Here is a 25,266-nt window from a genome sequence, read left to right as displayed (position 1 = left end):
CTAAGAGGGTCCTCAGGCGGTAGCCGTCGTCCCGGGACGAAAAAGTTTGCTCATGACCGATTTGAGCTCATTGAGCTTGACCGGTTTGTTGATGTACTCAAAGGCGCCGAGATTCATGGCCTCAAGATAGGATTCGACGCCGCCGTAGGCCGTAATCATGATCACGTTGATGCCGGGGTGGTGGCGGTGGAGTTCACGCAGGAAGACCAAGCCGTTCATCCCGGGCATATGGATGTCACTGATCACCAGGCTGACCTGATGGTCTCGGATATAATCCAGAGCCTCACGCCCGTCGCCGACGCTTTCCACATCGTAGCCCTCCTGGGAGAGCAGCCTGCTCAATCCGATGCGGGCATTTTCTTCGTCATCGACGATGAGAATCTTACCAACCGAATGCGCCAAAAAAAACTCCTCGCGGAAAAAATCCTGATAAAGCTTAGCATGGCAAGGCCGGCTGTCAAGCTGTCAAAAACCTGATAAAAGACATCCTTTGGAACAATTTGGACGCCGCCCGCCAGACGCGGGAACCGGTGTGGAATTTCAGCTGGCGGCCAAAGGCGGGGCGGCTTGCCAGCAGCGGATGAGGGCCGCCGCCAGATCACCGAGGAGCGCGGCGCCGCGCCGACCTTCGGCGAGCACCTCCTCATGGGTGAGCCGCCCTTGATGCAGGCCGGCCGCACGGTTGGCGATCAGGGAAAGCCCCGCGACCTCAAACCCCAGATAGCGCGCCAGAATGGCCTCGGGAACCGTGGACATGGATACCGCATCGCCGCCCAAACGAGCGATCATGCGGATTTCCGCCGGCGTTTCATAGGATGGGCCACAGAGCGCGGCGAGCACCCCCTCGCGCAGCTCGCAGCCGAGAGCGGCCGCCTGGGCACGCAAGGCCGGGAAGAGGTCGGTGCGATACAGGTGGGACAAATCGACGAAAGGCTGGTCGGTGACACCGCGCAGCGGATTGTCGCCCAGCAGATTGAGGTGGTCGCTGATGAACATGAAGTCCCCCGGGCGCAAATCGTCCCGCACCCCGCCGGCGGCGTTGGTCAGAAGCAGGCGGCGGCAGCCGAGGGCGGCGGCCAGGGGAACCGGACAAGCCGCCTGCGCGGCACTGTAGCCTTCATAGACATGGAAGCGTCCCTCGAAAACCAGCACCCGCCAACCGCCGAGCAAACCGCTCCACAATCTCCCGCCATGCCCGGCCACGCGTGTCGGGCGAAATCCGGGGATCTCGGCATAAGCCAGACTCAGGGGAGTCGTCAAGGACTGGGTCAGATTGCCAAGCCCCGAACCCAGGACAACCGCCAGATCAAAGGGTTCATCGCCGAAATCACGACGGACCCGCCGTGCCGCCTGGTCAAAATCTGCCGTCATCGTTTGTCGTCGAGAAGCTTGCGCACCCGCTCCACGAACAGATCGGGCGTGAAGGATTTGCCCATGAAATCGTCGGCGCCGGCCTTGAGGGCGTCTTCCTGATCGGATTCCTTGCGGAACACCCCGCTCATGGCGAGCAGGCGCGTGTGCTCCAGGGTGGGTTCGGCGCGAACCAGGCGCATCAGTTCATAGCCGTTGAGGTGGGGGAGATTGAGGTCCAGAATGACCAGATGGGGCCGTTCCTGACGGATCAGGGCCAACCCTTCGCGGCCATCGGCCGCTTCGTGGATGTCGAGGTTCAAGGGCGCGAGCACGTCGCGTACCAACTGGCGGAAAAACCGGGCATCCTCGATGATGACAACCTTGAGCCGTCGGGTCGGGTGAGGCAAACCAGGAGCGGGTTCCGCGGACGGCATTTCGACCTTCGCGCCACGCAAACTAAAAACGTCATTGCACTTGGGACAGCGGATGCGCGTCGTCGGGGTGAGGCGCTCGGCGGGAACCCGATAACGGGAACCGCACAAGGGGCAGCGGACCAGCATCGCCCCTCCCCTATTCTTCCCTGCCGGAGGCAACCGCCGTGATGCTCAGGCTATGCCGCCCAACGAGTTCCACGGGTTGCTGATCGACCCAGAGACTGATGGCCGCGGGGTTTTCCACGACCAGATGCGCCCGCAGGCGGGCCGTCCAGTTCAGCGCCGCGCCGGCCTGCAGCTGATAGGTTTGAGCCGGCCGATCATCCAGCAGGATTTCCAGCCGGGTTGCTTCATGGGCCCTTACCCTGACGCTGCTCCCCCCTTCCTGGATCAGAGCGAGGACATCCGCCGACGGCTTGCTCGTCGCCGCCCCGGGACCGGGAGTGGCGGAGGCCTCGCCGGACGCCTCCCGAGGAGCGGCATCCGCGGGCGTTTCGCTCAGGCCCTCTCCCTCCCCGACAGACAGGTCGGCCTCTAGGTCTGGGGAACCTGCGATATTCGACGCGGCTCCTGGCGCGGCGGGAGATTCCGCGGTGGGCATCGGAGATGTCGGCTTAATTCGGTCGGGGCCGGCCAGCCAAACGCCGACGCCCGCCGCCGCCAACAAAACCAGGACAAGAAGGAAAAAACTTTTTTTCCTTGAGGATGATGGCTCCACCAATTCGGTTTCAACCTTGAGCAACGGAGTCGACGACGAGTGGGTCGAGGGCTTGTGCCGCCGGCAGCTCTCCAGCATGGGGCGCGGGTCAAGCCCCAGATATTCGGCATAGCTGCGCAGGAACCCCTTGAAATAGGCTTCGCCGGGCAGATCGTCCCAGCTTTCGGATTCCAGGGCCTCCAGAAAAGGGCGGCGAATCCGCAGGGTCTGCGCCACGTCCTCCAGGGACAAGCCGCGCGCTTCTCGACGTTGCTTCAATTGATCGCCAAAATTCGGAATTTCGCTCATAGTTCTTTCGCAACCGGGGACAGCCCCGCTCTCATCTCGATTTTATTGAAGCAGGCGCAGATAACTCTCGGCTAGGCGCCCCGTCTCCGATTCAGGGCTAAGCGTCACCACCTGGCGAAACGCCGCGGCCGCCTTGTCCCGGTCGTTCTGTTTCATGTAGGCCAACCCGAGCTGGTAATGCGCCTGGGGATAGCTCGGGTCGACGCGTGCGGCCTCCAAAAATTCCTGCAAGGCCAGGTCGGGTTTATTCAAGGCATTATAGGCTTCGCCGAGGTAGACCCGGGCGGGGGCGTAGCGGCGGTTTTTCTGGATGGCTTCCTGGTAGGCGGCCACGGCATCGATATAGCTGCCTTTTTGAAAATGCGCCATACCGATTCCCGTCAACGCCACGGCGGGTTGGTCGAACAGCAGATCCTGGGCGGCCCGGCGAAAGTGGACGATGGCCTCGTCCCAGCGTTGCATGTCGAGATAAAGCGCGCCCAAGTTATTTTGATAACTGGATTCGCGCGGAGCGAGGCGTGTGGCTTCGAGATAATGGCGCTCGGCCTCGGGATAGGCTTTCATAAGGTGATAGGTCTGTCCCAAGACCTGTTGAATCTGCGCATTGCGCGGATCGAGATCCGCCGCCTTGAGGAACTCGCGCAAGGCACCGGGAAGATTGGGCTCGCGCATATAGGCAACGCCCAGGGTGTAATGGACTTCAGCCTGCTTGACCGCGTCCTGGCGCGGGGCACAGGCCGCCACGGACAGAACCAGAACCAGAATAGAAACCACGATGGTCAGCTTGCGCACACCCAGACCTCCTAAAAAGCCGCCAGAATCCGGCCGAGATTATCCAAGAGCTGGCGGCGGCGCGCCTCTATATCTTCCCGCAAGGGCACAGCCTGCGATCGCGCCCCGGAAACGCCCGCCACGGCGACGGCCGAAGCGAGGGCATCCCCCGGAAGGATCGCGCCCGAGCCGACAATCCGCCCCGTCGACAGGGGCAGCAGCGCCCAGAACCGCTCACGCTGCTCAGGCGCAAGGCCCTCCATCTCCAGGTCGACCATGAGAAATCCCATGGCCTCGACAAAAGCCAACCCCTCGTCAACCAGCGCGCCGGCGTCCTGGGCCGGCCGCCCCTGCGCCTCACCGCGATAAAAGACCAGGCGCCGCGAATCGTACAACTCCAGGGCGACAAAAACGTCCAACCCGACGGCGGCGCGGACAATGCATACAAAAGCACCGGCACGCTGGCCGGGAAAGCCGCTGAGCGCCACTTGCACCGGATTGCTCGAGCGCAGCAGACGCACGACCTGCCCGGCGGCAACATCAAGGCAGAATCGTTCTGGCTCGAGAGCAAACATGGTCGTCGGCTAAGCCTCGCGGAGATCCTCGAAATGCGTCAAGTGCTTGAAGCGGCGAAAACGAGTGCGGATCTCCTCGTTCTCCAGCGTCTTGAGCCGATCGAGACTAAACTGCTCGACGGTAAAGGACGCCATCACGCTGCCGAAAACGATGGCTTGACGCAAATTGGCCTCGGAAAGATCGTCCGTCGCGGCAAGGTAGCCCATGAAGCCGCCGGCGAAGGTATCACCGGCCCCCGTCGGGTCGAAGACCGCTTCCAGGGGATAGGCCGGCGCGGCGAAAACCGAATCGTCGCGGAACATGATCACCCCGTACTCGCCGCGCTTGACCACCAGGGTGCGCGGTCCCAAATCGCGAATGATGCGGGCGGCCTTGACCAGATTGGGCTCCTCGGCCAATTGGCGCGTTTCGGCATCGTTGATGATCAACAGATCGACATGCGCCAGGGTCTTTTTCAGTGCTTCACGCTTGCCTCCGATCCAGAAATTCATGGTATCGCAGGCAACCAGCTTGGGCTTTTTCACCTGCTGCAAGACTTCCAGTTGCAATTCCGGATCGATGTTGGCGAGAAACACGTAGCGGGCCTCTTCAAAGCCGGCCGGCAATTGAGGGCGGAAGGATTCGAAGACATTGAGGCGAGTTTCGAGGGTGTGCGCTTCGTTGAGATCGTACTCATAGCGCCCTTTCCAGCGAAAGGTGGCGCCGGGAGCTGTCCGCAGACCGGCCAGATTGATGTTGCGTCCTTCCAGGAACCGCACATGCTCAGCCGGGAAATCCTCGCCCACCACCGCCACCAGATTGACGTCGGTAAAAAAACTGGCCGAGGTGGAAAAATAGGTCGCCGAGCCGCCCAGCACCTCATCCACCTTGCCGAAAGGAGTCTCCACCGAATCAAAAGCCACCGAACCGACCACCAGTATGCTCATGGTTAAATTCCTGAAAGAGTTTAATGTAGGGGCGCACCGACGTGCGCCCGGGGCGGTGCTAGAACTCCGCCCCGGGCGAAAACCTGCTTCGCCCCTTTCAAGCCATCAGACGTCGAGATACTTCCCGAGAATCGGCGCCAAATCCTTGCGGGTCTGCTCGGGAATCAAGGTCTTGTCCGTCATGATGGCGAACTGCAGGGCGCTGCCGCAACCACAGGTGCGTGCGTCGTCGAAGCGCCGTGCCGCCGCGCGCAAGATGCCGCGCGCCGTGGCGACGTTTTTCTGGATGATGGCGACGACCGCCTCCACCGAAACATCCTCGTGCTCATGGTGCCAGCAGTCGTAATCGGTGGCCAGCGCGACGGTGGCGTAGCAGATTTCCGCTTCCCGCGCCAGGCGCGCCTCGGGAATGTTGGTCATGCCGATGATGTCCACCCCCCAGCCGCGATAAATGTTGGATTCGGCGCGGGTCGAGAAATTGGGGCCCTCGATGCACAGATAGGTGCCGCCGCGATGAACCACGGCACCCACCTCGGCCGCCGCGGAAAAAAGGACCTGGGCCAGATCGCCGCACACCGGATCGGCGAACTGCACGTGGCCGACCACGCCGTTGCCGAAAAAGGTCGAGGCGCGCTTACCCTGGGTGCGATCGAAGAACTGATCGGGGATGACGATGTGCCCGGGCACGATCTCTTCCTTCATGCTGCCCACAGCCGACACGGAGATGATGCGCTCCACGCCCAGGGTTTTCATGCCGTAGATATTGGCGCGATAGTTGACCTCGGAGGGCAAAAAGCGATGGCCGCGCCCGTGGCGTGGCAGAAACACCATCTTCACCCCGCCGAGCAGGCCGGTGATGTAGGCATCGGAAGGCGCGCCGAAAGGCGTGTCGATCCGTATCTCGCGCACGTCCGTCAGATCCTCCATCTGATAGAGGCCGCTGCCGCCGATGACACCGATCACAGGTTGAGTCATGAACTGAAAATCCTCCCGGGAAAAGTTAGCGCGAATCTTTCTCCAGCCGTCCCTTGAGCTGACCGCAGGCCGCCGAAATGTCGGCCCCCTTGCTGGCGCGGCGGATGGCGACGATGTCGCGGCTCAGCAGATAGGTCTGGAAGGCTTCCATGGCCTCGGCCGTCGGCGCCCGCCAGGACGATCCCTCATGCTCGTTGAAGGGAATCAGGTTGACCTTGGCCTTGATGCCGTGCAGCAGCTTGACCAGCCGCTTGGCGTCGGCCGGCGAATCGTTGACGTCGCGAATGACGATGTACTCAAAGGTGATGCGCTGACGCGGCTGCAAGGGAAAGGCGCGACAGGCCGCCATCAGCTGCGCCAGGGGATAGCGGCGATTGATGGGCATGAGCCGGTCACGCACCTCGTCGCTGGTGGCATTGAGCGACACCGCCAGATTAACCCGGACGCGCCGTCCGAGCTCCGCCATTTCCGGCACCAGTCCGCAGGTGGACAGAGTGACCTTGCGCGGACCGTAGTTCAAGCCGTCCTCGGCCTGAAAAATGCGCAGAGCCGTCACCACGTTGTCCAGGTTGTGCAGGGGCTCGCCCATGCCCATGAGCACGATGTTGTTCACCGGGCCGTCGACCAGGGCGGCGCAGACCTGGTTGACGATTTCCCCCGGGGTGAGATTGCGCATCAGCCCGAAGGTGCCGGTCAGGCAGAATTCACACTGCATGGCGCAACCCACCTGAGTGGAGATGCACAGGGTACTGCGCCCCTCATCCATGGGGATGCGCACGCTTTCCACGGTTTGTCCGTCAGCCAGGCGCAGCAGATACTTGCGGGTACCGTCGCGACTGGTCTCCACCGCCTCGGGCGCCAGTTGCGAAACATAGGCCCGCGTTGCCAACTGCGCGCGGAACTCCTTGGAGAGATCCGTCATCCGGGCAAAATCGCTTACCCCCTGGCGATACATCCAGCGAAAGATCTGGCGGGCGCGAAAGCGCTCCTTGCCCAAGCCGGCGAGAAAGGCGGTGAGGGCGTCAAGATCGAGGTTTTTCAGATCGACTTTTGGCTCGGACGACAAGGTGGTCTCGGACATCGCAAAGGGCACCCAGAAAAATAGCCCTTCGGGATTGTACCCAAAGGGCTATGGCTTCACAAGGTTTAACTTTTGGAAAAGCTTGACAAATCAGCCCAGAAGCTCAAGGCCGGAGAAAAAGTAGGGGATCTCGAAGGCGGCCGTCTCCGGCGCATCGGAACCGTGAGTGGCATTTTCGCCGATGGAGGTGCCGAATTCCTTGCGCAGCGTGCCCGCATCGGCCTTGGCGGGATCGGTGGCGCCCATCAGGTCGCGCCACTTCTTGATGGCGCCGGGAGCCTCCAGCACCATGACCACGCAGGGGCCGCTGCTCATGAAATCGGTCAGTTCACCGAAAAAGGGGCGCTCCTTGTGCACGTAGTAGAAGCCCTCGGCTTCGACCTTGCTCATGTAGAGCTTTTTCAGGCCGACGACCTTGAAGCCTTCGGCATGGATGCGGGCCAGAATCTTGCCGGCGTGGCCGGCGGCGAAGGCATCGGGCTTGATGATGGCGAAAGTTCTTTCCATGATGTCGTATACTCCTTGAATTTGACGACAGAGTCAGTACTATAGAGGATTCAAAAAATTCGACGCGTTTTTAACATCGCCCGCGGGCGCTGTCAAGATTTATCCCCGTTGAACCGCGCTTCTTCCGTCGGTTCTCACGCGGCAACGGCCAAGGAAGCCAACCTCAACATGACGGAACATATCTTCACCGAAATGGCGCTGATTCTCGGCATCAGTGCAGCTCTCGGGTTTCTCGCCACACGCCTCAAGCAACCCCTCATCGTCGCCTTCATCGCCGTGGGCATTCTGGTGGGCCCCTCAGGCCTCAACCTGGTTGCCTCCCACGAACAGTTGCACCTGCTGGCGGAAATGGGCATCGCCATCCTGCTCTTCGTCGTCGGCCTCAAGCTCGACCTGCACCTGATCCGCACCATGGGCCCGGTGGCCCTGGCCACGGGCTTGGGCCAGGTGCTGTTCACCTCGGTGTTCGGCTTTCTCATCGCCCTGGGTTTGGGCATGAGCCCCATCGGCGCACTGTACGTGGCCGTCGCCCTGACCTTTTCGAGCACCATCATCATCGTCAAGCTGCTCTCGGACAAGCGCGAGATCGACTCGCTGCACGGGCGCATCGCCATCGGCTTTCTCATCGTGCAGGACATCGCCGTGGTGCTGGCCATGATCCTGCTCACCGCCATCGGCGCCGGCGGCGAATCCGACAGCCTGCTGCTGGCCAGCCTCGGGGTCATCGTCAAGGGCGTGGTCCTGCTTGGCGCCGTGGGCCTGTTGATGCGCTTCGTGCTCCCCCGGCTGATGGACCAGGTGGCCCGCTCCCAGGAACTGCTGCTGCTGTTTTCCATTGCCTGGGCGGTGCTGCTCGCCACCGGCGGCGAGGTCCTCGGTTTCAGCAAGGAGGTCGGAGCCTTTCTCGCCGGCATCTCCCTCGCCACGACCCCCTACCGCGAGGCGATCAGCTCGCGCCTGGTGAGCCTGCGGGATTTTCTGCTGCTGTTCTTTTTCATCAACCTCGGCTCCCAGCTCGACCTCTCGGTGCTGGGCGCCCAACTGGGCGCCGCCCTGATCTTTTCCCTCTTCGTGCTCGTCGGCAACCCCATCATCGTCATGATCATCATGGGCCTCATGGGCTACCGCAAACGCACTGGTTTTCTCGCCGGCCTCACCGTGGCGCAGATCAGCGAATTTTCCCTGATCCTGGCGGCGCTGGGCCTGAGCCTTGGGCACATCGACCAGGAAACCATGGGCCTGGTGACCCTCGTGGGGCTCATCACCATCGGTCTGTCCACCTACATGATCATTTACAGCCATCAGCTCTACGAGCGCATCTCGCCGTTTCTCGGCATTTTCGAGCGGCGCATCCCCCATCGCGAACACGACGAGGACAGCAGCGAGCGCAGCGAGGATGCCGACGTCATTCTCTTTGGCCTGGGCCGCTACGGACGCAACATTGCCGCCAATCTGCTCGCACGGAAAAAAAAGGTGCTGGGCGTCGACTTCGACCCGCAAATCGTTTCCGAATGCCGCCGGCAGGGTCTGCCGGTGCGCTACGGGGATGCCGAGGACCCGGAGATTCTCGAACATCTCCCCCTGCATTCGACCCAATGGGTGGTCAATGCCACCCCCGGCCGCGAAGCCAACCTGACCCTGCTCAAGGCGCTGCGCGCTCACGGGTTCGCCGGCAAGGTCGTTCTCACCGCCCACACCCCCGATGAAGCGCAGATGTATCGCGAGGCCGGGGCCGACAAGGTTCTCTGGCCGTTCGTCGATGCCGCCGAGCAGGCCGTCGATTATCTGACCACCTCCGCAGACACCATCTCCGCCGGTATCCCCTGGCCGGTCACCCTGGGCGAAGTGCGCCTGCGTCCCGGCGCTCGGGCCGTCGGCATGCACATCCGCGATCTTGACCTGCGCGCCCGCACCGGGGTAAGCATTATTGCGGTGGATCGCGCCGGACGCAGCCATTTCGACCCGGGGCCGGATTTTTTGCTCATGGCGGCGGATCGTTTGGTTTTGCTCGGTTCCCGCGAAAGCCTGGACCAGGCGGCGCGCCTGCTGGAAGAGCGCGAACCCTTGGACGCCCAAAGCGGCGGCGCCTTTCGCATCGAAGAGGTTCCCCTGGAGCCCGACTCCTCCTGGATCGGCCGCAGCCTTGCCGAGTTGGATCTGCGCGGGCGGTGCGGCATCACCATCATCGGCATCCGCCGCGGTCAGGAAAAGATCACCTCGCCCTCTCCCGCCGAGATGTTGCGCGCCGGGGATGTCCTGGTCGTGGTCGGAAGTTTGGAATCCCTGCGCTCCGCGCGTTGTCAACAACCCTGAACAAATGAGTCAGCCATGCTGTCACTGAAAAACCACCCTGTGTTTCGCACAACCATCCTCACGGCGCTGTTGCTGGCCTGGGCCTGCACGGCTCTTGCCTGGCAGCCCCGCTCGCGCGAGGAATCCCTGATCACCGGCCAGGGACCGGCGCCCGTGGTCGGCGCGGCGCGCACCTATATCATCGGCCTGGGCGAGGATCTCATCGAACTCTCATGGCGCGCCGGCATCGGCTATGAGGCCCTGGTACGGGCCAATCCGGAGGTCGATCCCTGGCTGCCTCCCGCGGGCGCGCAACTGCTTCTGCCGCATGTCGCGGTGATTCCTTCCAACCAGCCCGGCATCGTGATCAATCTCGCGGAAAAGCGCCTTTATTTCATCTGGCGCGACGGGGCCGACACCCTGGTGCGGTTTTACCCCATCGGCATCGGCCGTGAAGGACGCGAAACGCCCTTGGGCAAGTTCCGGGTCGCCAACCGCGCCAAGGATCCGACCTGGACACCGCCCCCCTCGGTGCGTGCCGAAAAGCCCTACCTGCCTGCCTCGGTGCCGCCCGGTCCCAACAACCCGCTGGGTGAGTACTGGCTGGGACTCAACGACAAACGCATCGGTCTGCACGGCACCAACAAGCCCTTCGGCGTCGGTCGCGAGGTCAGCAGCGGCTGCATCCGGCTCTACCCGGAGCATATCAGCGATCTTTTCTATCGGGTGCAGGTGGGCACCCCGGTGGAGATCATCTATCAGCCCATCAAGCTCGGTCTGCGAGCCGGGCATCTGTATCTCGAGGTTCACCCCGATGACCGCGGGGTAGTGGCCGATCCCCTGGCGGAAGTCCTGCGGCAAAAAGCCGCCCTGGGCAACGGCATGCGCGTGGATTTCGATGCGATTCGGCTGGCCTTGGATAAGAAGAGCGGCATGCCGGTGCGCATCTCCCTCGATTGAGGCGCGAAATGCTTCGCCACCGCGCAGGAATTGACTGGGGGGAAGTTCAGGTCGGGCGGGTGATTGCAGGGTCGGCGGGCGCCACGAAAGGCCCGAAGCGTTCTTCCAGCACGGCACGCCGGTAGGCAAAGATCCGCTCCAGTTTCGGCGCGACCAGAAAGCGGTCCAGCAGCGCCCCGGGAAGTTCCAGCGGCAGGCTGTAATGCACCTCGTCATCCATTTCCACGCCCCCCGCGACAGGCCGGAAATGGTGCTGGTGATGCCAGAAGCGGTAAGGGCCGAAGCGCTGCTCGTCGACGAAAAAGAAGGGCTCGCGCACCTGGGTGATTTCCGTGACCCAGTTGAGGCGGAGCCCCGCCACGGGGCGGATGCGATAGCTGACGATCATGCCCGCGTGCATGCGCGGCGGCAGAGGCGAGGTGACGCGGAAATCCAGAAACGCAGGGGTGATGTCGCGCAGTTTTGCCGGATCGGAAAAAAACGCCCAGCACTCTTCGAGCGTGGCGGGCAGGCGCTGGCGGAAAAACAGCCGCTGAAGCCTCATGGTCGCACCCCTCGGATCAGCCTCCGGCAACCGGTTTGAGGCCCGACCGAGCCTGACGGGCAATGCCGTGCAACATGCCGCGAAAAACCAGGGAATGCAAAGGCGTGACCAGCGACCAGTAGAGAATGCCGCCGAGCCCCCGGGGCACGAAACGGGCAACTTGACGCAACTCGGTACGGTGGTCCGCAGCGGGGTGCAAGGAAATCTCCAGCAGGGCCCGGCCGGGCAGTTTCATCTCGGCCGCCAGCAGCAGCCTGCGGCCCGGCTCAACGGCCACCACCCGCCAGAAATCCAGGGCGTCCCCGGGCAGGATCTCCACCGGATCGCGACGACCGCGCCGCAAACCGACCCCGCCGACCAGACGGTCGGCCAAACCGCGCAGCCGCCAGAGCCAGTCGGCGTAATACCAACCGGTTTCTCCGCCGAGGCGTGCCACGACCTCCCAGACTCGCTCCCGGGAAGCCTCGACCAGCACACTGCGCCGATCCTCGTAAAGGGTGCCGCCGGCCCAATCGGGATCGTGCTCTGCGCCCCATTCCGCCGGCGGCAGTTCCCCGGCATCCGTCCAGGAGCTTTCCACCTCGCGCCGCCGCAGATCCTGCAAAGCGAGACGAATGGCCTGACGCGAATCGAGAAGTTCCTGGGGAAGGATTTCGCGGATGCGCGTATCCCGGCAGATGACGGCGTTGCGCAGTCCTTCGGCGAGGGGACGCGCCAAGGCCGCCGGTACCGGCGTCACCAGATGAATCCAGTAGGAACTCAAACGCGGTGTCAGGACCGGTACCGGAAAAATCAGGCGCCGGCGCAATCCCGCCTCCTCGGCATAACTTTCCATCAATTTGCGGTAGGTGGTCACCTCGGGCTGGCCGATATCGAAGGTTTCACCCAGGGTCAGCGGCGTGCCGAGACAGCCGACGAGGTATTCCAGAACATTGCGCACGGCGATGGGCTGACAGGGGGTATCTACCCAGCGCGGCGTCACCATGAGCGGCAAACGCTCCACCAGATAACGCAGGATCTCAAAGGACGCGCTGCCTGAGCCGATGATCATGGCGGCTCGCAAAACCGTCACGGGCGTTGCGCCGCGCCGCAGAATCCCGGCCACCTCGGCCCGCGAGCGCAGATGCTTGCTCAGGCTCGCTCCCTCCTCGCCCAGACCGCTGAGATAGACGATGCGCTCCAGGCCCGCCTGCTCGGCGGCGGCGACCATGTTTTCCGCGGCCTTGCGGTCGGCCTCGGCAAAATCGCGGGTCGCGGGATTCATGGAGTGCACGAGGTAATAGGCCGCCCGGCACCCCCGCGCGGCCCGCTCCAGGGAACCGCGATCCAGCACGTCGCCCTGGACCAGTTCCACCCCCGGGTTTTCCGCCCAGGAGCGCGCCCGCACCTTGGTCAGACTGCGGGCAAGGGCCCGCACCCGATATCCCTCGCGCAACAGCCGGGGAATCAGGCGCCCGCCGATGTAGCCCGTCGAGCCGACCACGAGTACGGGTAGCGCGGCCCTGTCATCCACCTCCATCGGTCGCCTCTCTTTCGGGTGTCCCCAAACAAAAAAAGCCCCGTTTCCGGGGCTTTTTTGTTTGTTTTACTTCTTCAGAGTCATCTCGAAGGCCTTGGTGGCCTTCTGCGCGGCGGTTTCGGCCTGGGCCGCGCTGTTGGCTGCCGCCCGAGCCGAATTTTCAGCGCTGCTGGCAGCGCTCTCGGCGCGGTTCGCGGCCGCTTCGGCACGCGCGGCCGCCTCAGACGCCTGCTGGCTGGACGCCTTGGCTTCCTGGGACGCCGACAGGGCTTGGCGCAGCATGTTTTGATCCTCGGCGGTCAAGGACGCGGAGCAACCCGCGAGACCCATAAGAAACGCACCGGCAACCAATGCCACTCCAACTTTTTTCATGACGTATTCCTCCTGATTTGAGCTGTTGCACTTACATCGTCAGCCGGACACCATGTCGCTGACTGACCGCCTGTAAAAAGGCAAACCCGTCGCCGGGTTTTTGGATTCGTTGCAATTATTCCACAAATTTTAAAGACTTCAACCGTTATTTTGCCGCCCTTCCGTCGAACCGGTCACAGCTGCGTTCCAGAGGCCGGTCCTCGTGACGCCGAGGTATCCCGCAACCAGGCGATGACCTCGCGCAAGGCCTGTCCGCGGTGACTGATGCGATTTTTGACCTCCAGGGGCAGTTCGGCCAGGGTCTTTTCATGGTCCGGAACCAGAAACAGGGGATCGTACCCGAAGCCGCCATCGCCCCGGGGAGCGTCGAGAATAAGTCCGGCCAACCGCCCCTCGAACAGACGACAGTCGCCGCTCGGCAAACAGTAGGCCATCACGCAGCGAAACGCCGCCTGGCGACGAGATTTCGGGATATCGGCCAGCGTAGCGAGAAGTTTGCGGTTGTTGTCCTCGTCGCCTGCACCTGGTCCGGCGAAGCGCGCCGAATAGACCCCCGGCGCGCCATCCAGGGCCTCGACCTCGAGCCCCGAGTCATCCGCGAGCACCGGCCGCCCCGTCAATGCAGCGATGGTGCGCGCCTTCTTCTCGGCATTGGCGGCAAAGGTTTCCCCGTCCTCCACGACCTCCGGCAGCGCGGAAAAGCTGTCCATCCCGAGAACCTCAATGCCGACATCCGCCAGCAGATGACGGATTTCACGCAGCTTGCCGGCGTTGCGGGTGGCGATCACCAGCTCCATGGGCTCTAGAGTCCCAGGGCCTGGCGCTGCAGACGATCCAGTTCCCGGCAGCCGCCGAGGGCAAGGTCGCGCAGGGCGTCGAGTTCCTGAAGAGTAAAGGGGTGTTCCTCGGCAGTACCTTGCACCTCCACGAAACGTCCGGAACTGGTGATGACAAAATTCATGTCGACGGCGGCGCGGAAATCTTCCTCATAGTTGAGATCCAGCAGCGGCTGACCTTCCACCAGACCGACACTGACCGCCGCCACCCCTTCGCGCAGGGGCGAACGGGCGATCAGACCGCGGTCGAGCAAACCGCTGACCGCGTCGACCAGGGCGACATAGGCGCCGGTGATGGACGCCGTGCGGGTGCCGCCGTCGGCCTGCAGCACGTCGCAATCGATCTGGATGGTACGCTCGCCGAAGGCGGCCAGGTCGACGACCGCGCGCAGGGAGCGGCCGATGAGGCGCTGGATTTCGTGAGTGCGCCCGCCGACCTTGCCGCGCGTGGCCTCGCGCGGGCTGCGGGTCTGGGTGGCGCGGGGCAGCATGCTGTATTCCGCCGTCACCCAGCCGCGTCCTTCACCGCGCATGAAGGAAGGCACGTTCTCCTCCACGCTGGCGTTGCACAGCACGCGCGTGTCGCCAAAGGAAACCAGCACCGAACCCTCGGCGTAGCGCGTGAAGCGCCGCTCGAAGGTCACCGGGCGCAGCCGGCTGGCTTGCCGCCCGTCGGGGCGATTGAAACCTGAACTCATCAACGCATCCTTTCCTTCTGCTCTTCGGCAAAGTTGTTGAGCCCGGCGAACAGCGCCTGGGCCAGGGCTTCCTGGCCGGCGCCATCGGTCAGGCGGGCATGATCCTCGGGATTGGACAAATAACCCATCTCCACCAAAACCGTCGGCAGATTCCCCCGCCCCAGGGGCAGCAGGGGCGCCAGATAGATTCCGGCGACGGGAAATCCGGCCTGTTCAAGACTGCGGCCCAGATGCCGGGCCAATTTGAGGCTGTTGCCCTGGGCGGCCTCGATGACCAGGCCATCGTATTCCTCGCGCGGCCGCACGATCAGGGCGATGCCGCGCGGTTCGGCGCGCAAGGACGCCTGGGCGTGCAGGGAAATCATGGCGTCGACCTCGGGACGCGCGGCCGGCTCCAGGCGCTGTTGGGCATTGAGGGCATAGTCCTCGTCACGACTCAGGTAGACGGGAATGCCGAGGCGCATCTTGAGGACGCGCTCAAGGTGCCGCGCCACCTGCAGGGCCACATCCTTTTCCCGGGTGCCGTCGGCGGCCATGCTGCCGTTGTCCAGACCGCCGTGGCCGGGATCGAGGGCCACGGCCCGCAAGCCGGTCCCACCCTGGGGCTGCTCTTTTTGCAAAAGTAGGGCAAAGAGGCTGTCTAGGGTGGTCGCCTCGTCGACGGGCAAAGCCGCGCGCGGCGCCAGATTGCGGTAATAGACGGAAGTGCTGAGCAGATCGGGCAGCAGGCGGGTGATGAAATCCTCAGGAACCCGCAAGCGGTTGTCGATGAACCGCGGGCGCTGGCCGAGGGGCAGGAAGCGCCCGCCGACCTTGACGAACTGGCTGCCCGGCGACAAAATCGCGGTACCGCGGGGCGTGGTGAAACTGTAGGTGTGACGGACCGAGTCCCAGCGACCGCTGATGCCGAAGGGCGAAAGGATATCGTCAATGGCGATGAAATGGGTCCCGTCTTGCCAATATACTTCATTGACGACCGCCGGCCGCGTGCCTTCCGGGGCGATCTCAACGGCGGCCGCCGCGGGCAGGGCCAGCAGCAGCAAAATTACAGGGACCAGCCATGGGCGCATCATTCCTGACTTCCTCCGTCGAAGCCAAATCTTATAACCCAGCCCCGCCGAGAGTGTCAATTTTATCCGCGCCAAATCGACCGGACACCGCCCGTCTCAGCCCAGGGGCCGGCTCTCGTGATCCTCGGGCAACAGCGCCTGGCGGCGCGCGCCGCAACGCCCCAGGCGCTGCAGCAAGCGCTGGGTGAGCGTCTCCGCCAGATCGAGCTGTGCCTGACGGCCGGGAGCAAGGCCTGGAACCTGCCCGCCGGCGATCATGCCGTGACCGCCCGCGGTACCGAGTCCCTCCACCACGTCCTGCATCGTCTCGCCGGCATTGATCAGATGGGAGAGCGTGCGGAAGGACAGCACGGCATCGCCCTTGAAACAGCCCATACCCAGCACCACGTCGATCCCCTCGGCGCGCATAAGAAAGTCCGCCATTTCCGCGACAATTTCCGGATTGTGAATGTCGAAGAGATTAAAGACCAGCACACCGTCGGCGATGACGGCGTTGCCGATGGCCTTGCTGAAGGAGCGAAAGTATTCCAGGGGAACCTTGGACTGGGTGATATTGAAAAGGATGTGATTGTTGACCAGGGGCAGCAGTTGCAGATAGGCCTCGCGGTCGGCCTTGCACCATTCGCGGCCCAGATCCTGGGTTTCGGATTTGATGGCGTAGAACAGAATGGTCGCCAGTTTGGTGCCGATGGTCACCTTCTGCGCCAGCAGGTATTCGTAGAGGATGGTGGCAGAGGCGCCGTAGTCCTCGCGGATATCCACCCAGCGACAGGCGTTGCAGGTTTCCCGCACCGGGTGATGATCGACGATCAGGTGCACCGGCCGGTCGAGGGGCCAGGAGTTGTTGCCGGTGCCCGGCTGGGTGTCGACCATGCACACCACGTTGAACTGGTTGAGATCCAGGCTGTGCAGGGGAACGGCCTTGATATCGAGTTCCTTGACCATCTGCCGGTTCTCGCCGCGCCCGATGATGCCGCCGAAGGCGACCGTCGGCTCGCGCCCCGTCTTGACCTGGATGAGATGACGGAGGGCGGTGGCGGACGCCAATGAATCTGGATCGGGGTTGTCATGGGCCAGGATCAGAACCCGGCCCTTGCCGTGCACCCAATCAAGAAAACCGTCGGTAAAGCGCCGCGAATGCTTCAGGTCCAAAGGCATGACAAAGGATGATCTCCTCGGGATGGGGCGGCCGCTCCTCAATCGGCGGCCGCGAGGCGTTGCAAGGCCAGATCCACGGCCTCTTGGGGCGAACCGGCGGTAAGCACGCCGGGAATCTGCGACCATTTTCCCAGGGCAATGACCGGGCGACCGAGCTTGAGGGCCACGGCGATTTCCGAAAGTGTGCCGTATTCCCCCTCCACGGCAATCAGCGCGCGGGCGGTCTGGGCAATGATCACATTGCGCGCATGGCCCATGTCGGTCACCACCGGCAAATTCACCCAGGGATTGGCTGCCCGGGGATCGGCGCCGGGCAGGATGCCCAGGGTCAACCCGCCGCCGTCGCTGCACCCGCGACAGGCTTCCTCCATCACGCCGCCCAGGCCGCCGCACACCAGAACCGCGCCCCGCGCCGCCAGCAGTTGCCCAACCTCGTAGGCCCAGGCCCGCCCCTGGTTGGAAGCCTGTCCCGCCCCGATCACCCCGATGATCAGTCGCGCAGCCAAGGCAGATCCCCTAGGAAGACGACGCGACGGAAGACTGCCGGCGCAGCAGTTTCTGGAAAGACGGGCGATGGCGAATGCCCTCGAAATCCGGATCCTCGGCGGCATCCTGCAAAAAATGCGGTTCGAAGCGCGAGGCCTCGCTCAGGGCGCGCACCGCGTCGGCGGTCCGGCCTTGCAGAGCGAAGATGCAGGCGCGGTTGTAATAGGCCAGCGGATAGACGTCGGTGCGCTCCAGAATCGCCTCGAAGCACTCCAGCGCCTCGTCGAGACGCCCCAGGTCCATGAGCACGCTGCCCTTGTTGTTCAGGGTGTGGATGGAATCCGGATCGCGCGCCAGGCTCTCCTCCAAGGCCTGCAGGGCCTCTTCGTGACGGCCCTCGCGCTCGTAAACCAAGGCCAGGTAAAAGGGCGGCTCGGGGCTGGTCGGTTCACGCCGCTCGGCCTCGGCCAATACCGCGCGCGCCTCGTCGAAACGTTCGAGTTCGGCAAGCACGTTGGCTTTCTCCACCAGGGCATCGAAGAAGTCCTCCTCCAGGGCCAGAACCTCGTCGAAGTCGGACAGGGCCTCGGCGAAGCGACCCAGGCGCAGGAAGGAAAGGCCGCGATTGAAGAAATAGTGGGGATTGGCGCGATCTCGCGCGATGGCCCGGCCGTAATAAACCAGCGCCTCCTCGTCGCGGCCCAGGCCGGAGAGGGCGTATCCGGCGCCGTTGAGGCAGGTGGGTTCATGGGGCTCCATGCGCAGTGCCTCGGTGAAGCAAGCGAGGGCTTCGGCGTAATGGCCCAGGCGATTAAGAGCATGACCCTTGTTGAAATAGGCATCGGCCGAGTCCGGACGACGTTTGAGGGCCTCGTCGTACATGGCCAGAGCCTCGGCGGTCTCGCCGAGTTCATCCAACACGTTGCCCAGATTAACATAGGCCTCGGGAAAATCCGGCTGGTATTCCAAGGCCTTGCGCAGATGCACCTGGGCTTCGGCGCGGCGCCCCAAACGATCGAGCAGTACGCCATAGTTGTGGTGGATGGCGCCGTTCTTGGGGTCGAGACGCAACGCCTTCTGGTAGAGGGCCAGGGCCTTGATCTCATCCTCCAGGTTGGTGGCCGCCACGGCGCAGATATTCAGCGCCTCCACGTCAAAGGGGTGGTCCTCCAGATATTCCTCCACGAGATCGAGGGCGGTTTCACTCTCGCCCCGATCCAGGGCCATCTGTGCCAACTCGAGACGATCGTCCTCTTCTTCGCCGTCAAAGTAATAATCGTCCAGATCGTCGTAATCTTCTTCCATAACTACTCCAAGGACGCCGCCGGCCTAGCCGGGGCGATTCAATCAACTCAAACTATACCAAAGGGCAAGGAGGCGACCAGCGCGGCGTGCTCAGCGACGCGGGGGCGTCAACCCGCCCAGCATCAGCACCGCACCGACCACCACGCCGGTGGAGCCGCCGGCCATTTTCGGCACCCCCGCCTGACTCCAGAAGGGCCGCGAGATGCCCAGCCGCTCGCCCATCAGGCGCGACATCCGCGCTCCTTCACCATGATAATCCCGCCAGCCGAGAATGAACACATACAGGCCCAGGGTCAGCAGCAGCCAGCCGCAGAGAATCTGCAACAGTCGCATGGCCTAGCCCGCCGCCGGTTCAGGGCGCCAAAGCCGCGCCAGCAGCGCCGTCAGGACCACCGCCACCAGCAGACGCACACCGAGCATGATCCAAAGGTCGCCGCCGATCACCACAAAAATCAAGGTATCCTCGATGACCGCATGGCAGGTGGCGAGAAACAGGCCAACCAGGAACACCTCGCGTCGTGAGAGGTTTTTCTCCCGCGCCACGCGGATGATGATCCCGGCGCCATAGGCAATGCCGAGAAAAATGCCCGTGAACAGGGGCACCGCGGCGTTGCGCGACAGCCCCATGCCGCGCATCAGGGGATCGATACCCTCGCCCACCCGGCGAAAAAACGGCAGGTAGCGCAGCAACTCGAAAGCCACCACCAGGGGCACGACGATGGCGGTCAGCTTCACACCGAGCAGGCACGCCCCCCAGAGACTCTCGAAAAAAAGCGCCGTCATGACGCGAACAGCCGGTGCAGTCCCGCCATGGCCAGACCGCAAGCCCCGGCGATCAGCACCCGGTAGAGGGTCAGCAGGCCGCCGCGCGCCCCGGTGCTGCCCAGCACGCCGCCTTCCACCACGAGATTGTGCGCCAGGCCCATCATCAGCCCGCATTGGGTGACCTGCCAGGGGGTCAGTTCCAAGGGCACCAGGATGGCGATGGCGGCGTAGAGATTGAGCAGAAAGGCCGCGACAAAGGCAAAGGCGGCTTCGCCGGGCAACCCGAAGAGCCCCATCAGCGGCGCGAACAGCGCCCCCATGCGCTCCAGCACCGGAGTGTGCTTGAGCAGATCCACGACCAGATACAGGGGCACCACCCATTTGACCAGCTTGAGGCTGGTCTGCAGACCGCCGCGCAGGCCATCGCGCAGGCGGGTGGGAATATCGGGGATGGCGCTTTCGGTCATAAAAGCTGTCGGTGAATGCGGGCCTGGCAGTGTTGTCCGTCGGGGCATGATAACCGCGACACCGACGCTTGTCCACCACCGAGAAAACAGCAAGGCCCCCTGAAACGACGAGCGGTTCCAGGGGGCCCGGGGCTGCTTGCGCCAAGGCGTGCTCAGCCGAGATTGGCGTTGACGAAATCCCAGTTGATCAACTTGTCGATGAAGGTGGCCATGTAGTCGGGGCGACGGTTCTGGTAATCCAGATAATAGGCGTGCTCCCACACGTCCATGGTCAGCAGCGGTTTCATCCCCTGGGTGAGGGGATTTTCGGCGTTGAGGGTCTTGGTTACCTTGAGCTTGGCGCCGTCGAGCACCAGCCAGGCCCAGCCGCTGCCGAACTGCGTGGCGCCGGCGTTCTTGAACTCCTCGACGAACTTGTCGAAGCCGCCGAAATCAGACTGGATCTTCTCGGCGATCTTGCCCGTGGGCTGCCCGCCGCCGCCCGGCTTGATGCATTTCCAGTAAAAGCTGTGGTTCCACACCTGGGCCACGTTGTTGAAGATGCCGGCCTTGGTTGCATCGCCGGCGGTCTTCTTCATGATTTCTTCCATGGACAGGCCCTTGAGGTCGCTGCTTTCGAGCAGCTTATTGCCGTTGTCGACATAGGCCTTGTGATGCTTGCCGTGATGAAACTCGAGGGTGCGGGCGCTGATGTGAGGCTCCAGGGCGTTGGGGGCGAAGGGCAGATCAGGCAGAACCAGACTCATGGGAATTTCCTCCTTGACGGATTTGGGTTGAAAAGGCGCGGCGATGGCCAGGCAAGCTTCGCGCCGCGGATAGTTTCAGGGACATCAATGATCGTGGTAGCCGAGCACCACCAGCACGCAGCTGCCGTCGGCGATGACATTGAGCCCGGCTTTTTCCGCCAGGGCCACGGCCGTCGGGCTCTCGGCGCCGGGCTGCATCCAGATGTTGCGGATGCCGCGGGCGATGGCCTCCTCCACCACCTTGTCCGTCACCTGCGGCGGGGTGATGACCGAAATGCTTTTCACCTCGGGGGGCAACTCGCTGACCCGCGCCACGCAATCCAGGCCCTCGATGCGCGCTTCAGCGGGATTGACGGGCACGGCCCGCCGCCCGTTTTGCAGATAGCAGCGCAGCACCTTGTTGCCGTATTTGTAGGGCTTGGATGAGGCGCCCACCACGCCAAACGCCTCGGCGGCAAGAAACTGGTCGATTTTGTCTCGAATGTTCATGGCAGATCCTTGAAAAAAAGTTGGCCGAACAAAGCCATCAGCGAAAGATAATAACCGATGGTCGTGATTTCGCAACCGCGACGGTCATCATTGGTGCGGGCTCTTCTCGGTTGCGTTCTCGGTTATTGACTTGGGCGCCGGGCCAATGGTTAAATGCGCCCCATGAATCGCGACATTTTCCTCGCCGACGCTCATCTGCTCTCCCCCGCGGATGCCAACTACCGGCGCCTGCTGGCCTTTCTCGGCGAGCAGCGCGGGCAGCTGCGCACCCTATACATCCTGGGCGATCTGTTTGAATTCTGGGTCGGTTACCGGCACCTAGTGTTCACCCCCTACGTGCCGTTGCTCAACGCCCTGGGCGAACTCCGCGCCGCCGGCAGTCAAATCGTCTATGTCGAGGGCAATCACGACTTCCATCTCGGTCCCTATTTTCGCGACCTCCTCGGCTGCCGGGTGCTGCCCGACGGGGGCGAGGTCAGCATCGACGGAAAGCGCGTCCACCTGACCCATGGCGACCTGATCAACGGGTCGGACCGCGGCTACCGCCTGCTGCGCCGCTTTTTGCGCAGCCGCCTGCTGCAAGGCATGATCGCCCTGGCCCCAGGGGATCTGACCTGGGCCATTTCCCGCTGGGCCAGCCGCCAGAGCCAGAAGGGTCAGGACCCCAAGGCCGTCAGGCGCCTGCCCCAGGCCCAGATCACGGCCTTTGCCCGCAAGCAGTTCGCCGCCGGCTGCGAACTCGTCGTCACCGGCCATTTCCATCAGGCTTTCCAACTGGATCTCAACGCAGGCCAGATCATCGGCCTCGGCGACTGGATCGACCAGTACTCCTACCTGCTTTACGAAAACGGCCGGTTCGAACTCAAGACCTACTGACCGGGCGGGGGCCTTTCTCGCCGGCGCGCGGGTCCTGCTCCTCGGCCACCATCCGCATGGCCAGTTCATGCAGGCTCATGCCGGCCAGGGCCTCGCGCCGGGCCTGCACCAGACGCTGATCGATGTCCCGCACCAACTCGCGCACCCGACCCTGCCGGGCGCCGCGCACATCCACCCCGTCCCAGCGGATTTTTTCGAGAAAATCGTGCACGCCCAGGGTCTCCAGGGCGCGTCCGGGCTGGTAGGCATAGTCGGACTCCTCGTCGCTACGCACCTCGCTCAGGGTGCCCAGGCGCACCAACTGATCCAGAATGCTGCGCGCCAGACGCGGCGGCAGCTGCAATTCACCGGAAAGATCCTCCAGGGTGCGCGGCCGCCCGCCGCGATAAAAAGCCTCGGCCAGCACCAGCAGCACCCCCAGGCAGAGCATTTCGCGGCTGGCGTAATTTACCTCGGGAACCCGCACCTCCTGGCTGACCCGGCGCAGATGCTGAACCGCGTAGGTCAGCTCCAACCCCAGCAACACGATCACCCAGCTGAGATAAATCCACATCATGAAGATGGGCAGGGCCGCCATGGTGCCGTAGATGGCGTTGTACTTGGACACCCCGACCTGAAAATGGACGTACCCCCACTGCGCCAGCTGCCAGAGGGTGCCGCCGAAGATGCCGCCGATCAGGGCGGCGCGCACGCTGACCCGGCTGTTGGGCATGAAGATGTAGAGGGCCGTGAAGGCGATCCACATACCGACGAAGGGCAGGATCTTGAACAAAAACAAAATCAGGTCGCCGACCAGGGCCTTTTCCTGCAAGGCATGCACCACCGCATTGCTCTGCAGGGTGCTGGTCATGGAGATGGCCGCGAAAATAAACACCGGACCGATCATCACCACGGAAAAATAATCGGCGAAGCGCCGGTAGATGGAACGGGTTTCCGCCACGCCCCACACGGCGTTAAAGCTTTTTTCGATGTTGGAGAGCATGGCCAGCACGGTGAAAAACAGGGTCAGCAGCCCCACCAGGCCCAGGCGCCCGACATTGGTGTTCTCGATGTACTGCAGGATTTCATTGACCACCGGCTCCGACCCCATCGCCAGACTCTCCAGGATGAGGGGTTCGAGCTGATTCTGCACGCCCAGCCCCTTGAGCAGGGCGAACATCAGGGCGAGCAGCGGCACGATGGCCAACAGCGAGGTGAAAGTCAGGGCCGAGGCGCGCAACAGGCAGCCGTCGGCCGCGAAATCATGCAACACCAGCGAGGCGATGCGCCCCTTTTTCAGGAAAAACCCCTTGTAGCCCGCGCTCGGGGAAACCTCCACCTCGGGCCGAAAGAGACTGACGACCCGCTCGATTTTCTCCTTGAGTCCAGACACCGAAACCTGCCCTTCCCGCTTCACCCGAAAAAAAACCCACGGTCCCGAGACCGCGGGTTCGCTTCGACGACCCGGCTCTCAGGTCGCCTTGGCATGCTTGTCGCGCTCGGCCTCCATGGCCTGCTTGCCGGCGTCCACCGCCGCCTTGATCAGGTCACGCTTTTCCAGCAGCGCCTGACGCCCTTCCTCGATCACCTCGCGCACGTGGGATTCGGCCTCCTCGGCCATTTCGTGCAGCTTCTCGCGGGTTTCATCCGCCAGGTTGGTCAGGCGATCGCGCGTATCCTGCCCCGAGCGCGGCGCGGCCAGCAGAGCGATGCCGCCACCCACCGCGGCGCCGGCGATAAAGGCCAGCAAAATTCCGGCAAACCCGCTGCTCCGACATTCTCCGTTCATGAGATCAGCTCCTTTCCTTGTTTTCGGCGTATCGCGCCAGGGTTTTGCCCGCGGCCCGAAAACCGGCCCAAAAACCCGCCAGGTTCCCGGCCATGCGGCCGACATCATGCTTGAGGTAATGGGAAAACTGGTTGACGGCGCCCCCCGCCTCACCCAGGGCGGCCAGCAGCTCACTGCCCTTTTCCGCCGCCTGGGTGGTGCGCTTGACATGCTCGGAGGCCTCGCGCAACTCCTTGATCATGGGCACCAGGTCATGCTGGACGTCGCGCACCAGATCATCAATGCGCTGCACCGTGCCGCGCAACTGCAGCAACAGCGGAATGAGAAAAATAACAACGATGAGCACCAGGATCATCATGACCAGGGTAAAAACTTCCAACGGCATGCACGCCCTCCCGACGGACAATGGCAGGGTTCGAAAGGCGAACCCGGCACTGATTTCCATCAATTAGAGCACAGCCCGGCGGGTTTGCAATGCTTTGGGGGAAAAGCGGTGCGCGAAAAAAGGGAAAGGATGAACCGTCCTCAGAGGTCGAGCAGCAAGGCCTCGGCGATGCTCAGGCGCTCTTTTTCAGGGGGATTGCCGTGAAAAACTTCGGAGACAAACAGATGATTGATGCCGGCCAGGGTGGTATTGAGCAGGGTCAGGTTGATCAGGGCCCGCGCCGGCAGGGAGCTCAGGCCACGAAAGTTCAGCGCGCAGAAATCGACGACCGCGCCACCCTCGGCGTCGTTGAGCACCGGCAGGCCGTGGGTGCGGCAGATCAGCGGGCGCGCCGCGTAGAGCAGGCAGGCGCCCTCGGCGAGCAAGGGGCAGGGACCCTCGGGCGTCGCCGAACGCGCCGCGGCGCGAATCCTCTCGGCCTCGCTTTCGGGCAGTTGTTCGAGGGCCAGGGCCAGGGCAACGGCCTCGACCCAGAACAGGGAGAGGTGACGGCAGCAATCGGAACAGCCCTTGCGGCAGGCCAGCTGTTCGCGGAATTCAGCCTCGATGCGCCCACAGAATTCATCGACCTTGGCGCGCAGTTCCTGATAATTGCGCAGACTGACCAGCGCCGCCTTCGGCATCTCCGCTTCCCGCTCCATGACGTGCCCCCTCCATATGCCGGATCGTCCCGTCCGACCCGTCATTTACCACGGAACGCGTTCCGGGCTCAACCCCCACAAGGTCCATTGACAAGCCCTAGTTCCAGGAGTATGAAAGGGCAGCATCGACAGCCTACATCGTCAACCGACCAGGGGAGAGACGGGACCATGGAAATTGAAAAAGGCGCGGGAAAAATCGC

General features: G+C 63.2%; 31 protein-coding genes. 3 read left to right on the top strand and 28 right to left on the bottom strand.

Going from position 1 to position 25,266, the window contains the following annotated elements:
* Positions 1-12: 12 nt before the first annotated feature.
* The 10 genes from QAT43_RS01145 to ndk form a co-directional block, all read right to left on the bottom strand.
* Complete coding sequence (locus tag QAT43_RS01145) at positions 13-402, bottom strand: response regulator (RefSeq protein WP_305041188.1); 390 nt, start codon at positions 400-402, stop codon at positions 13-15.
* Between the two features lie 138 nt (positions 403-540).
* Positions 541-1,371, bottom strand: a complete 831-nt coding sequence (locus QAT43_RS01140; RefSeq protein WP_305041187.1) for a purine-nucleoside phosphorylase — start codon at positions 1,369-1,371, stop codon at positions 541-543.
* Complete coding sequence (locus QAT43_RS01135; protein ID WP_305041186.1) at positions 1,368-1,913, bottom strand: response regulator; 546 nt, start codon at positions 1,911-1,913, stop codon at positions 1,368-1,370. Before QAT43_RS01135 ends, QAT43_RS01140 begins: the two co-directional genes overlap by 4 nt.
* Before the next feature lie 10 nt (positions 1,914-1,923).
* Positions 1,924-2,763, bottom strand: coding sequence for a helix-turn-helix domain-containing protein (locus QAT43_RS01130; RefSeq protein WP_305041185.1), 840 nt, complete (start codon positions 2,761-2,763; stop codon positions 1,924-1,926).
* Between the two features lie 72 nt (positions 2,764-2,835).
* Complete coding sequence (locus QAT43_RS01125; RefSeq protein WP_305041184.1) at positions 2,836-3,585, bottom strand: tetratricopeptide repeat protein; 750 nt, start codon at positions 3,583-3,585, stop codon at positions 2,836-2,838.
* A gap of 11 nt (positions 3,586-3,596) precedes the next feature.
* Complete coding sequence (locus QAT43_RS01120) at positions 3,597-4,139, bottom strand: hypothetical protein (RefSeq protein WP_305041183.1); 543 nt, start codon at positions 4,137-4,139, stop codon at positions 3,597-3,599.
* A 9-nt stretch (positions 4,140-4,148) separates the two neighbouring features.
* Positions 4,149-5,066 (bottom strand): PfkB family carbohydrate kinase, encoded by a 918-nt coding sequence (locus tag QAT43_RS01115; protein ID WP_305041182.1) that lies wholly within the window; start codon positions 5,064-5,066, stop codon positions 4,149-4,151.
* 105 nt (positions 5,067-5,171) lie between these two features.
* Positions 5,172-6,041, bottom strand: a complete 870-nt coding sequence (gene mtnP / locus QAT43_RS01110) for an S-methyl-5'-thioadenosine phosphorylase (protein ID WP_305041181.1) — start codon at positions 6,039-6,041, stop codon at positions 5,172-5,174.
* 25 nt (positions 6,042-6,066) lie between these two features.
* Positions 6,067-7,122: a 23S rRNA (adenine(2503)-C(2))-methyltransferase RlmN gene (gene rlmN / locus QAT43_RS01105; RefSeq protein WP_305041180.1), complete on the bottom strand. Its 1,056-nt coding sequence runs from the start codon at positions 7,120-7,122 to the stop codon at positions 6,067-6,069.
* A gap of 90 nt (positions 7,123-7,212) precedes the next feature.
* Positions 7,213-7,629, bottom strand: coding sequence for a nucleoside-diphosphate kinase (gene ndk / locus QAT43_RS01100; protein WP_305041179.1), 417 nt, complete (start codon positions 7,627-7,629; stop codon positions 7,213-7,215).
* 168 nt (positions 7,630-7,797) lie between these two features.
* Between ndk and QAT43_RS01095 the strand changes: the two genes are divergently transcribed.
* Together QAT43_RS01095 and QAT43_RS01090 are read left to right on the top strand one after the other, a co-directional pair.
* Complete coding sequence (locus tag QAT43_RS01095) at positions 7,798-9,942, top strand: cation:proton antiporter domain-containing protein (RefSeq protein WP_305041178.1); 2,145 nt, start codon at positions 7,798-7,800, stop codon at positions 9,940-9,942.
* Positions 9,943-9,957: 15 nt separating this feature from the next.
* Positions 9,958-10,881 (top strand): L,D-transpeptidase, encoded by a 924-nt coding sequence (locus tag QAT43_RS01090; protein WP_305041177.1) that lies wholly within the window; start codon positions 9,958-9,960, stop codon positions 10,879-10,881.
* A gap of 46 nt (positions 10,882-10,927) precedes the next feature.
* Here QAT43_RS01090 and QAT43_RS01085 read toward each other — a convergent pair whose 3' ends face one another.
* The 14 genes from QAT43_RS01085 to QAT43_RS01020 all read right to left on the bottom strand — a co-directional run bounded on the left by QAT43_RS01085 (position 10,928) and on the right by QAT43_RS01020 (position 21,336).
* Complete coding sequence (locus tag QAT43_RS01085) at positions 10,928-11,425, bottom strand: SRPBCC family protein (protein WP_305041176.1); 498 nt, start codon at positions 11,423-11,425, stop codon at positions 10,928-10,930.
* Positions 11,426-11,441: 16 nt separating this feature from the next.
* Positions 11,442-12,944 carry an SDR family oxidoreductase gene (locus QAT43_RS01080; RefSeq protein WP_305041175.1) on the bottom strand — a complete coding sequence of 501 codons (1,503 nt, stop codon included), beginning with the start codon at positions 12,942-12,944 and terminating at the stop codon, positions 11,442-11,444.
* Between the two features lie 66 nt (positions 12,945-13,010).
* The gene (locus QAT43_RS01075) at positions 13,011-13,316 is read right to left on the bottom strand and encodes a hypothetical protein (protein WP_305041174.1); all 306 of its coding nucleotides are present in this window, start codon (positions 13,314-13,316) and stop codon (positions 13,011-13,013) included.
* 173 nt (positions 13,317-13,489) lie between these two features.
* Complete coding sequence (locus QAT43_RS01070; RefSeq protein WP_305041173.1) at positions 13,490-14,113, bottom strand: XTP/dITP diphosphatase; 624 nt, start codon at positions 14,111-14,113, stop codon at positions 13,490-13,492.
* 5 nt (positions 14,114-14,118) lie between these two features.
* Positions 14,119-14,850 (bottom strand): ribonuclease PH, encoded by a 732-nt coding sequence (gene rph, locus QAT43_RS01065; RefSeq protein WP_305041172.1) that lies wholly within the window; start codon positions 14,848-14,850, stop codon positions 14,119-14,121.
* Complete coding sequence (locus tag QAT43_RS01060; RefSeq protein WP_305041171.1) at positions 14,850-15,923, bottom strand: N-acetylmuramoyl-L-alanine amidase; 1,074 nt, start codon at positions 15,921-15,923, stop codon at positions 14,850-14,852. The genes rph and QAT43_RS01060 overlap by 1 nt, the downstream gene beginning before the upstream one ends.
* A 93-nt stretch (positions 15,924-16,016) precedes the next feature.
* Positions 16,017-17,078, bottom strand: a complete 1,062-nt coding sequence (locus tag QAT43_RS01055) for a DHH family phosphoesterase (RefSeq protein ID WP_305041170.1) — start codon at positions 17,076-17,078, stop codon at positions 16,017-16,019.
* A 38-nt stretch (positions 17,079-17,116) separates the two neighbouring features.
* Positions 17,117-17,584, bottom strand: coding sequence for a TIGR00725 family protein (locus tag QAT43_RS01050; RefSeq protein WP_305041169.1), 468 nt, complete (start codon positions 17,582-17,584; stop codon positions 17,117-17,119).
* 10 nt (positions 17,585-17,594) lie between these two features.
* A complete protein-coding gene (locus QAT43_RS01045; RefSeq protein ID WP_305041168.1) occupies positions 17,595-18,869 on the bottom strand; it encodes a tetratricopeptide repeat protein in 1,275 nt (424 codons plus the stop codon).
* 90 nt (positions 18,870-18,959) lie between these two features.
* Positions 18,960-19,202, bottom strand: a complete 243-nt coding sequence (locus QAT43_RS01040; protein WP_305041167.1) for a hypothetical protein — start codon at positions 19,200-19,202, stop codon at positions 18,960-18,962.
* A gap of 3 nt (positions 19,203-19,205) precedes the next feature.
* On the bottom strand, positions 19,206-19,652 hold the full coding sequence (locus tag QAT43_RS01035) for a nucleoside recognition domain-containing protein (RefSeq protein WP_305041166.1): 447 nt from the start codon (positions 19,650-19,652) through the stop codon (positions 19,206-19,208).
* Positions 19,649-20,101, bottom strand: a complete 453-nt coding sequence (locus tag QAT43_RS01030; RefSeq protein WP_305041165.1) for a nucleoside recognition domain-containing protein — start codon at positions 20,099-20,101, stop codon at positions 19,649-19,651. Before QAT43_RS01030 ends, QAT43_RS01035 begins: the two co-directional genes overlap by 4 nt.
* Before the next feature lie 152 nt (positions 20,102-20,253).
* Entirely contained in the window at positions 20,254-20,847 is a 594-nt protein-coding gene (locus QAT43_RS01025) for a superoxide dismutase (RefSeq protein ID WP_305041164.1), read from the bottom strand.
* Positions 20,848-20,931: 84 nt separating this feature from the next.
* Positions 20,932-21,336: a CoA-binding protein gene (locus tag QAT43_RS01020; RefSeq protein ID WP_305041163.1), complete on the bottom strand. Its 405-nt coding sequence runs from the start codon at positions 21,334-21,336 to the stop codon at positions 20,932-20,934.
* A gap of 162 nt (positions 21,337-21,498) precedes the next feature.
* On the opposite strand from QAT43_RS01020, the gene QAT43_RS01015 reads away from it, so the two are divergent.
* Positions 21,499-22,212 carry a UDP-2,3-diacylglucosamine diphosphatase gene (locus QAT43_RS01015; protein ID WP_305041162.1) on the top strand — a complete coding sequence of 238 codons (714 nt, stop codon included), beginning with the start codon at positions 21,499-21,501 and terminating at the stop codon, positions 22,210-22,212.
* On the opposite strand, the gene QAT43_RS01010 is transcribed toward QAT43_RS01015, so the two are convergent.
* The 4 genes from QAT43_RS01010 to QAT43_RS00995 all read right to left on the bottom strand — a co-directional run bounded on the left by QAT43_RS01010 (position 22,199) and on the right by QAT43_RS00995 (position 25,066).
* The gene (locus tag QAT43_RS01010) at positions 22,199-23,584 is read right to left on the bottom strand and encodes a YihY/virulence factor BrkB family protein (protein ID WP_305041161.1); all 1,386 of its coding nucleotides are present in this window, start codon (positions 23,582-23,584) and stop codon (positions 22,199-22,201) included. The genes QAT43_RS01015 and QAT43_RS01010 overlap by 14 nt on opposite strands.
* A gap of 78 nt (positions 23,585-23,662) precedes the next feature.
* On the bottom strand, positions 23,663-23,980 hold the full coding sequence (locus QAT43_RS01005; protein ID WP_305041160.1) for a YtxH domain-containing protein: 318 nt from the start codon (positions 23,978-23,980) through the stop codon (positions 23,663-23,665).
* Positions 23,981-23,984: 4 nt separating this feature from the next.
* Positions 23,985-24,365, bottom strand: coding sequence for a DUF948 domain-containing protein (locus QAT43_RS01000; RefSeq protein WP_305041159.1), 381 nt, complete (start codon positions 24,363-24,365; stop codon positions 23,985-23,987).
* A gap of 140 nt (positions 24,366-24,505) precedes the next feature.
* On the bottom strand, positions 24,506-25,066 hold the full coding sequence (locus QAT43_RS00995) for a YkgJ family cysteine cluster protein (protein WP_305041158.1): 561 nt from the start codon (positions 25,064-25,066) through the stop codon (positions 24,506-24,508).
* Positions 25,067-25,266: the final 200 nt, after the last annotated feature.

The organism is Geoalkalibacter sp. (assembly GCF_030604225.1).
Lineage (GTDB): Bacteria > Desulfobacterota > Desulfuromonadia > Desulfuromonadales > Geoalkalibacteraceae > Geoalkalibacter.
This window is presented reverse-complemented; position numbering and strand designations above follow the sequence as displayed.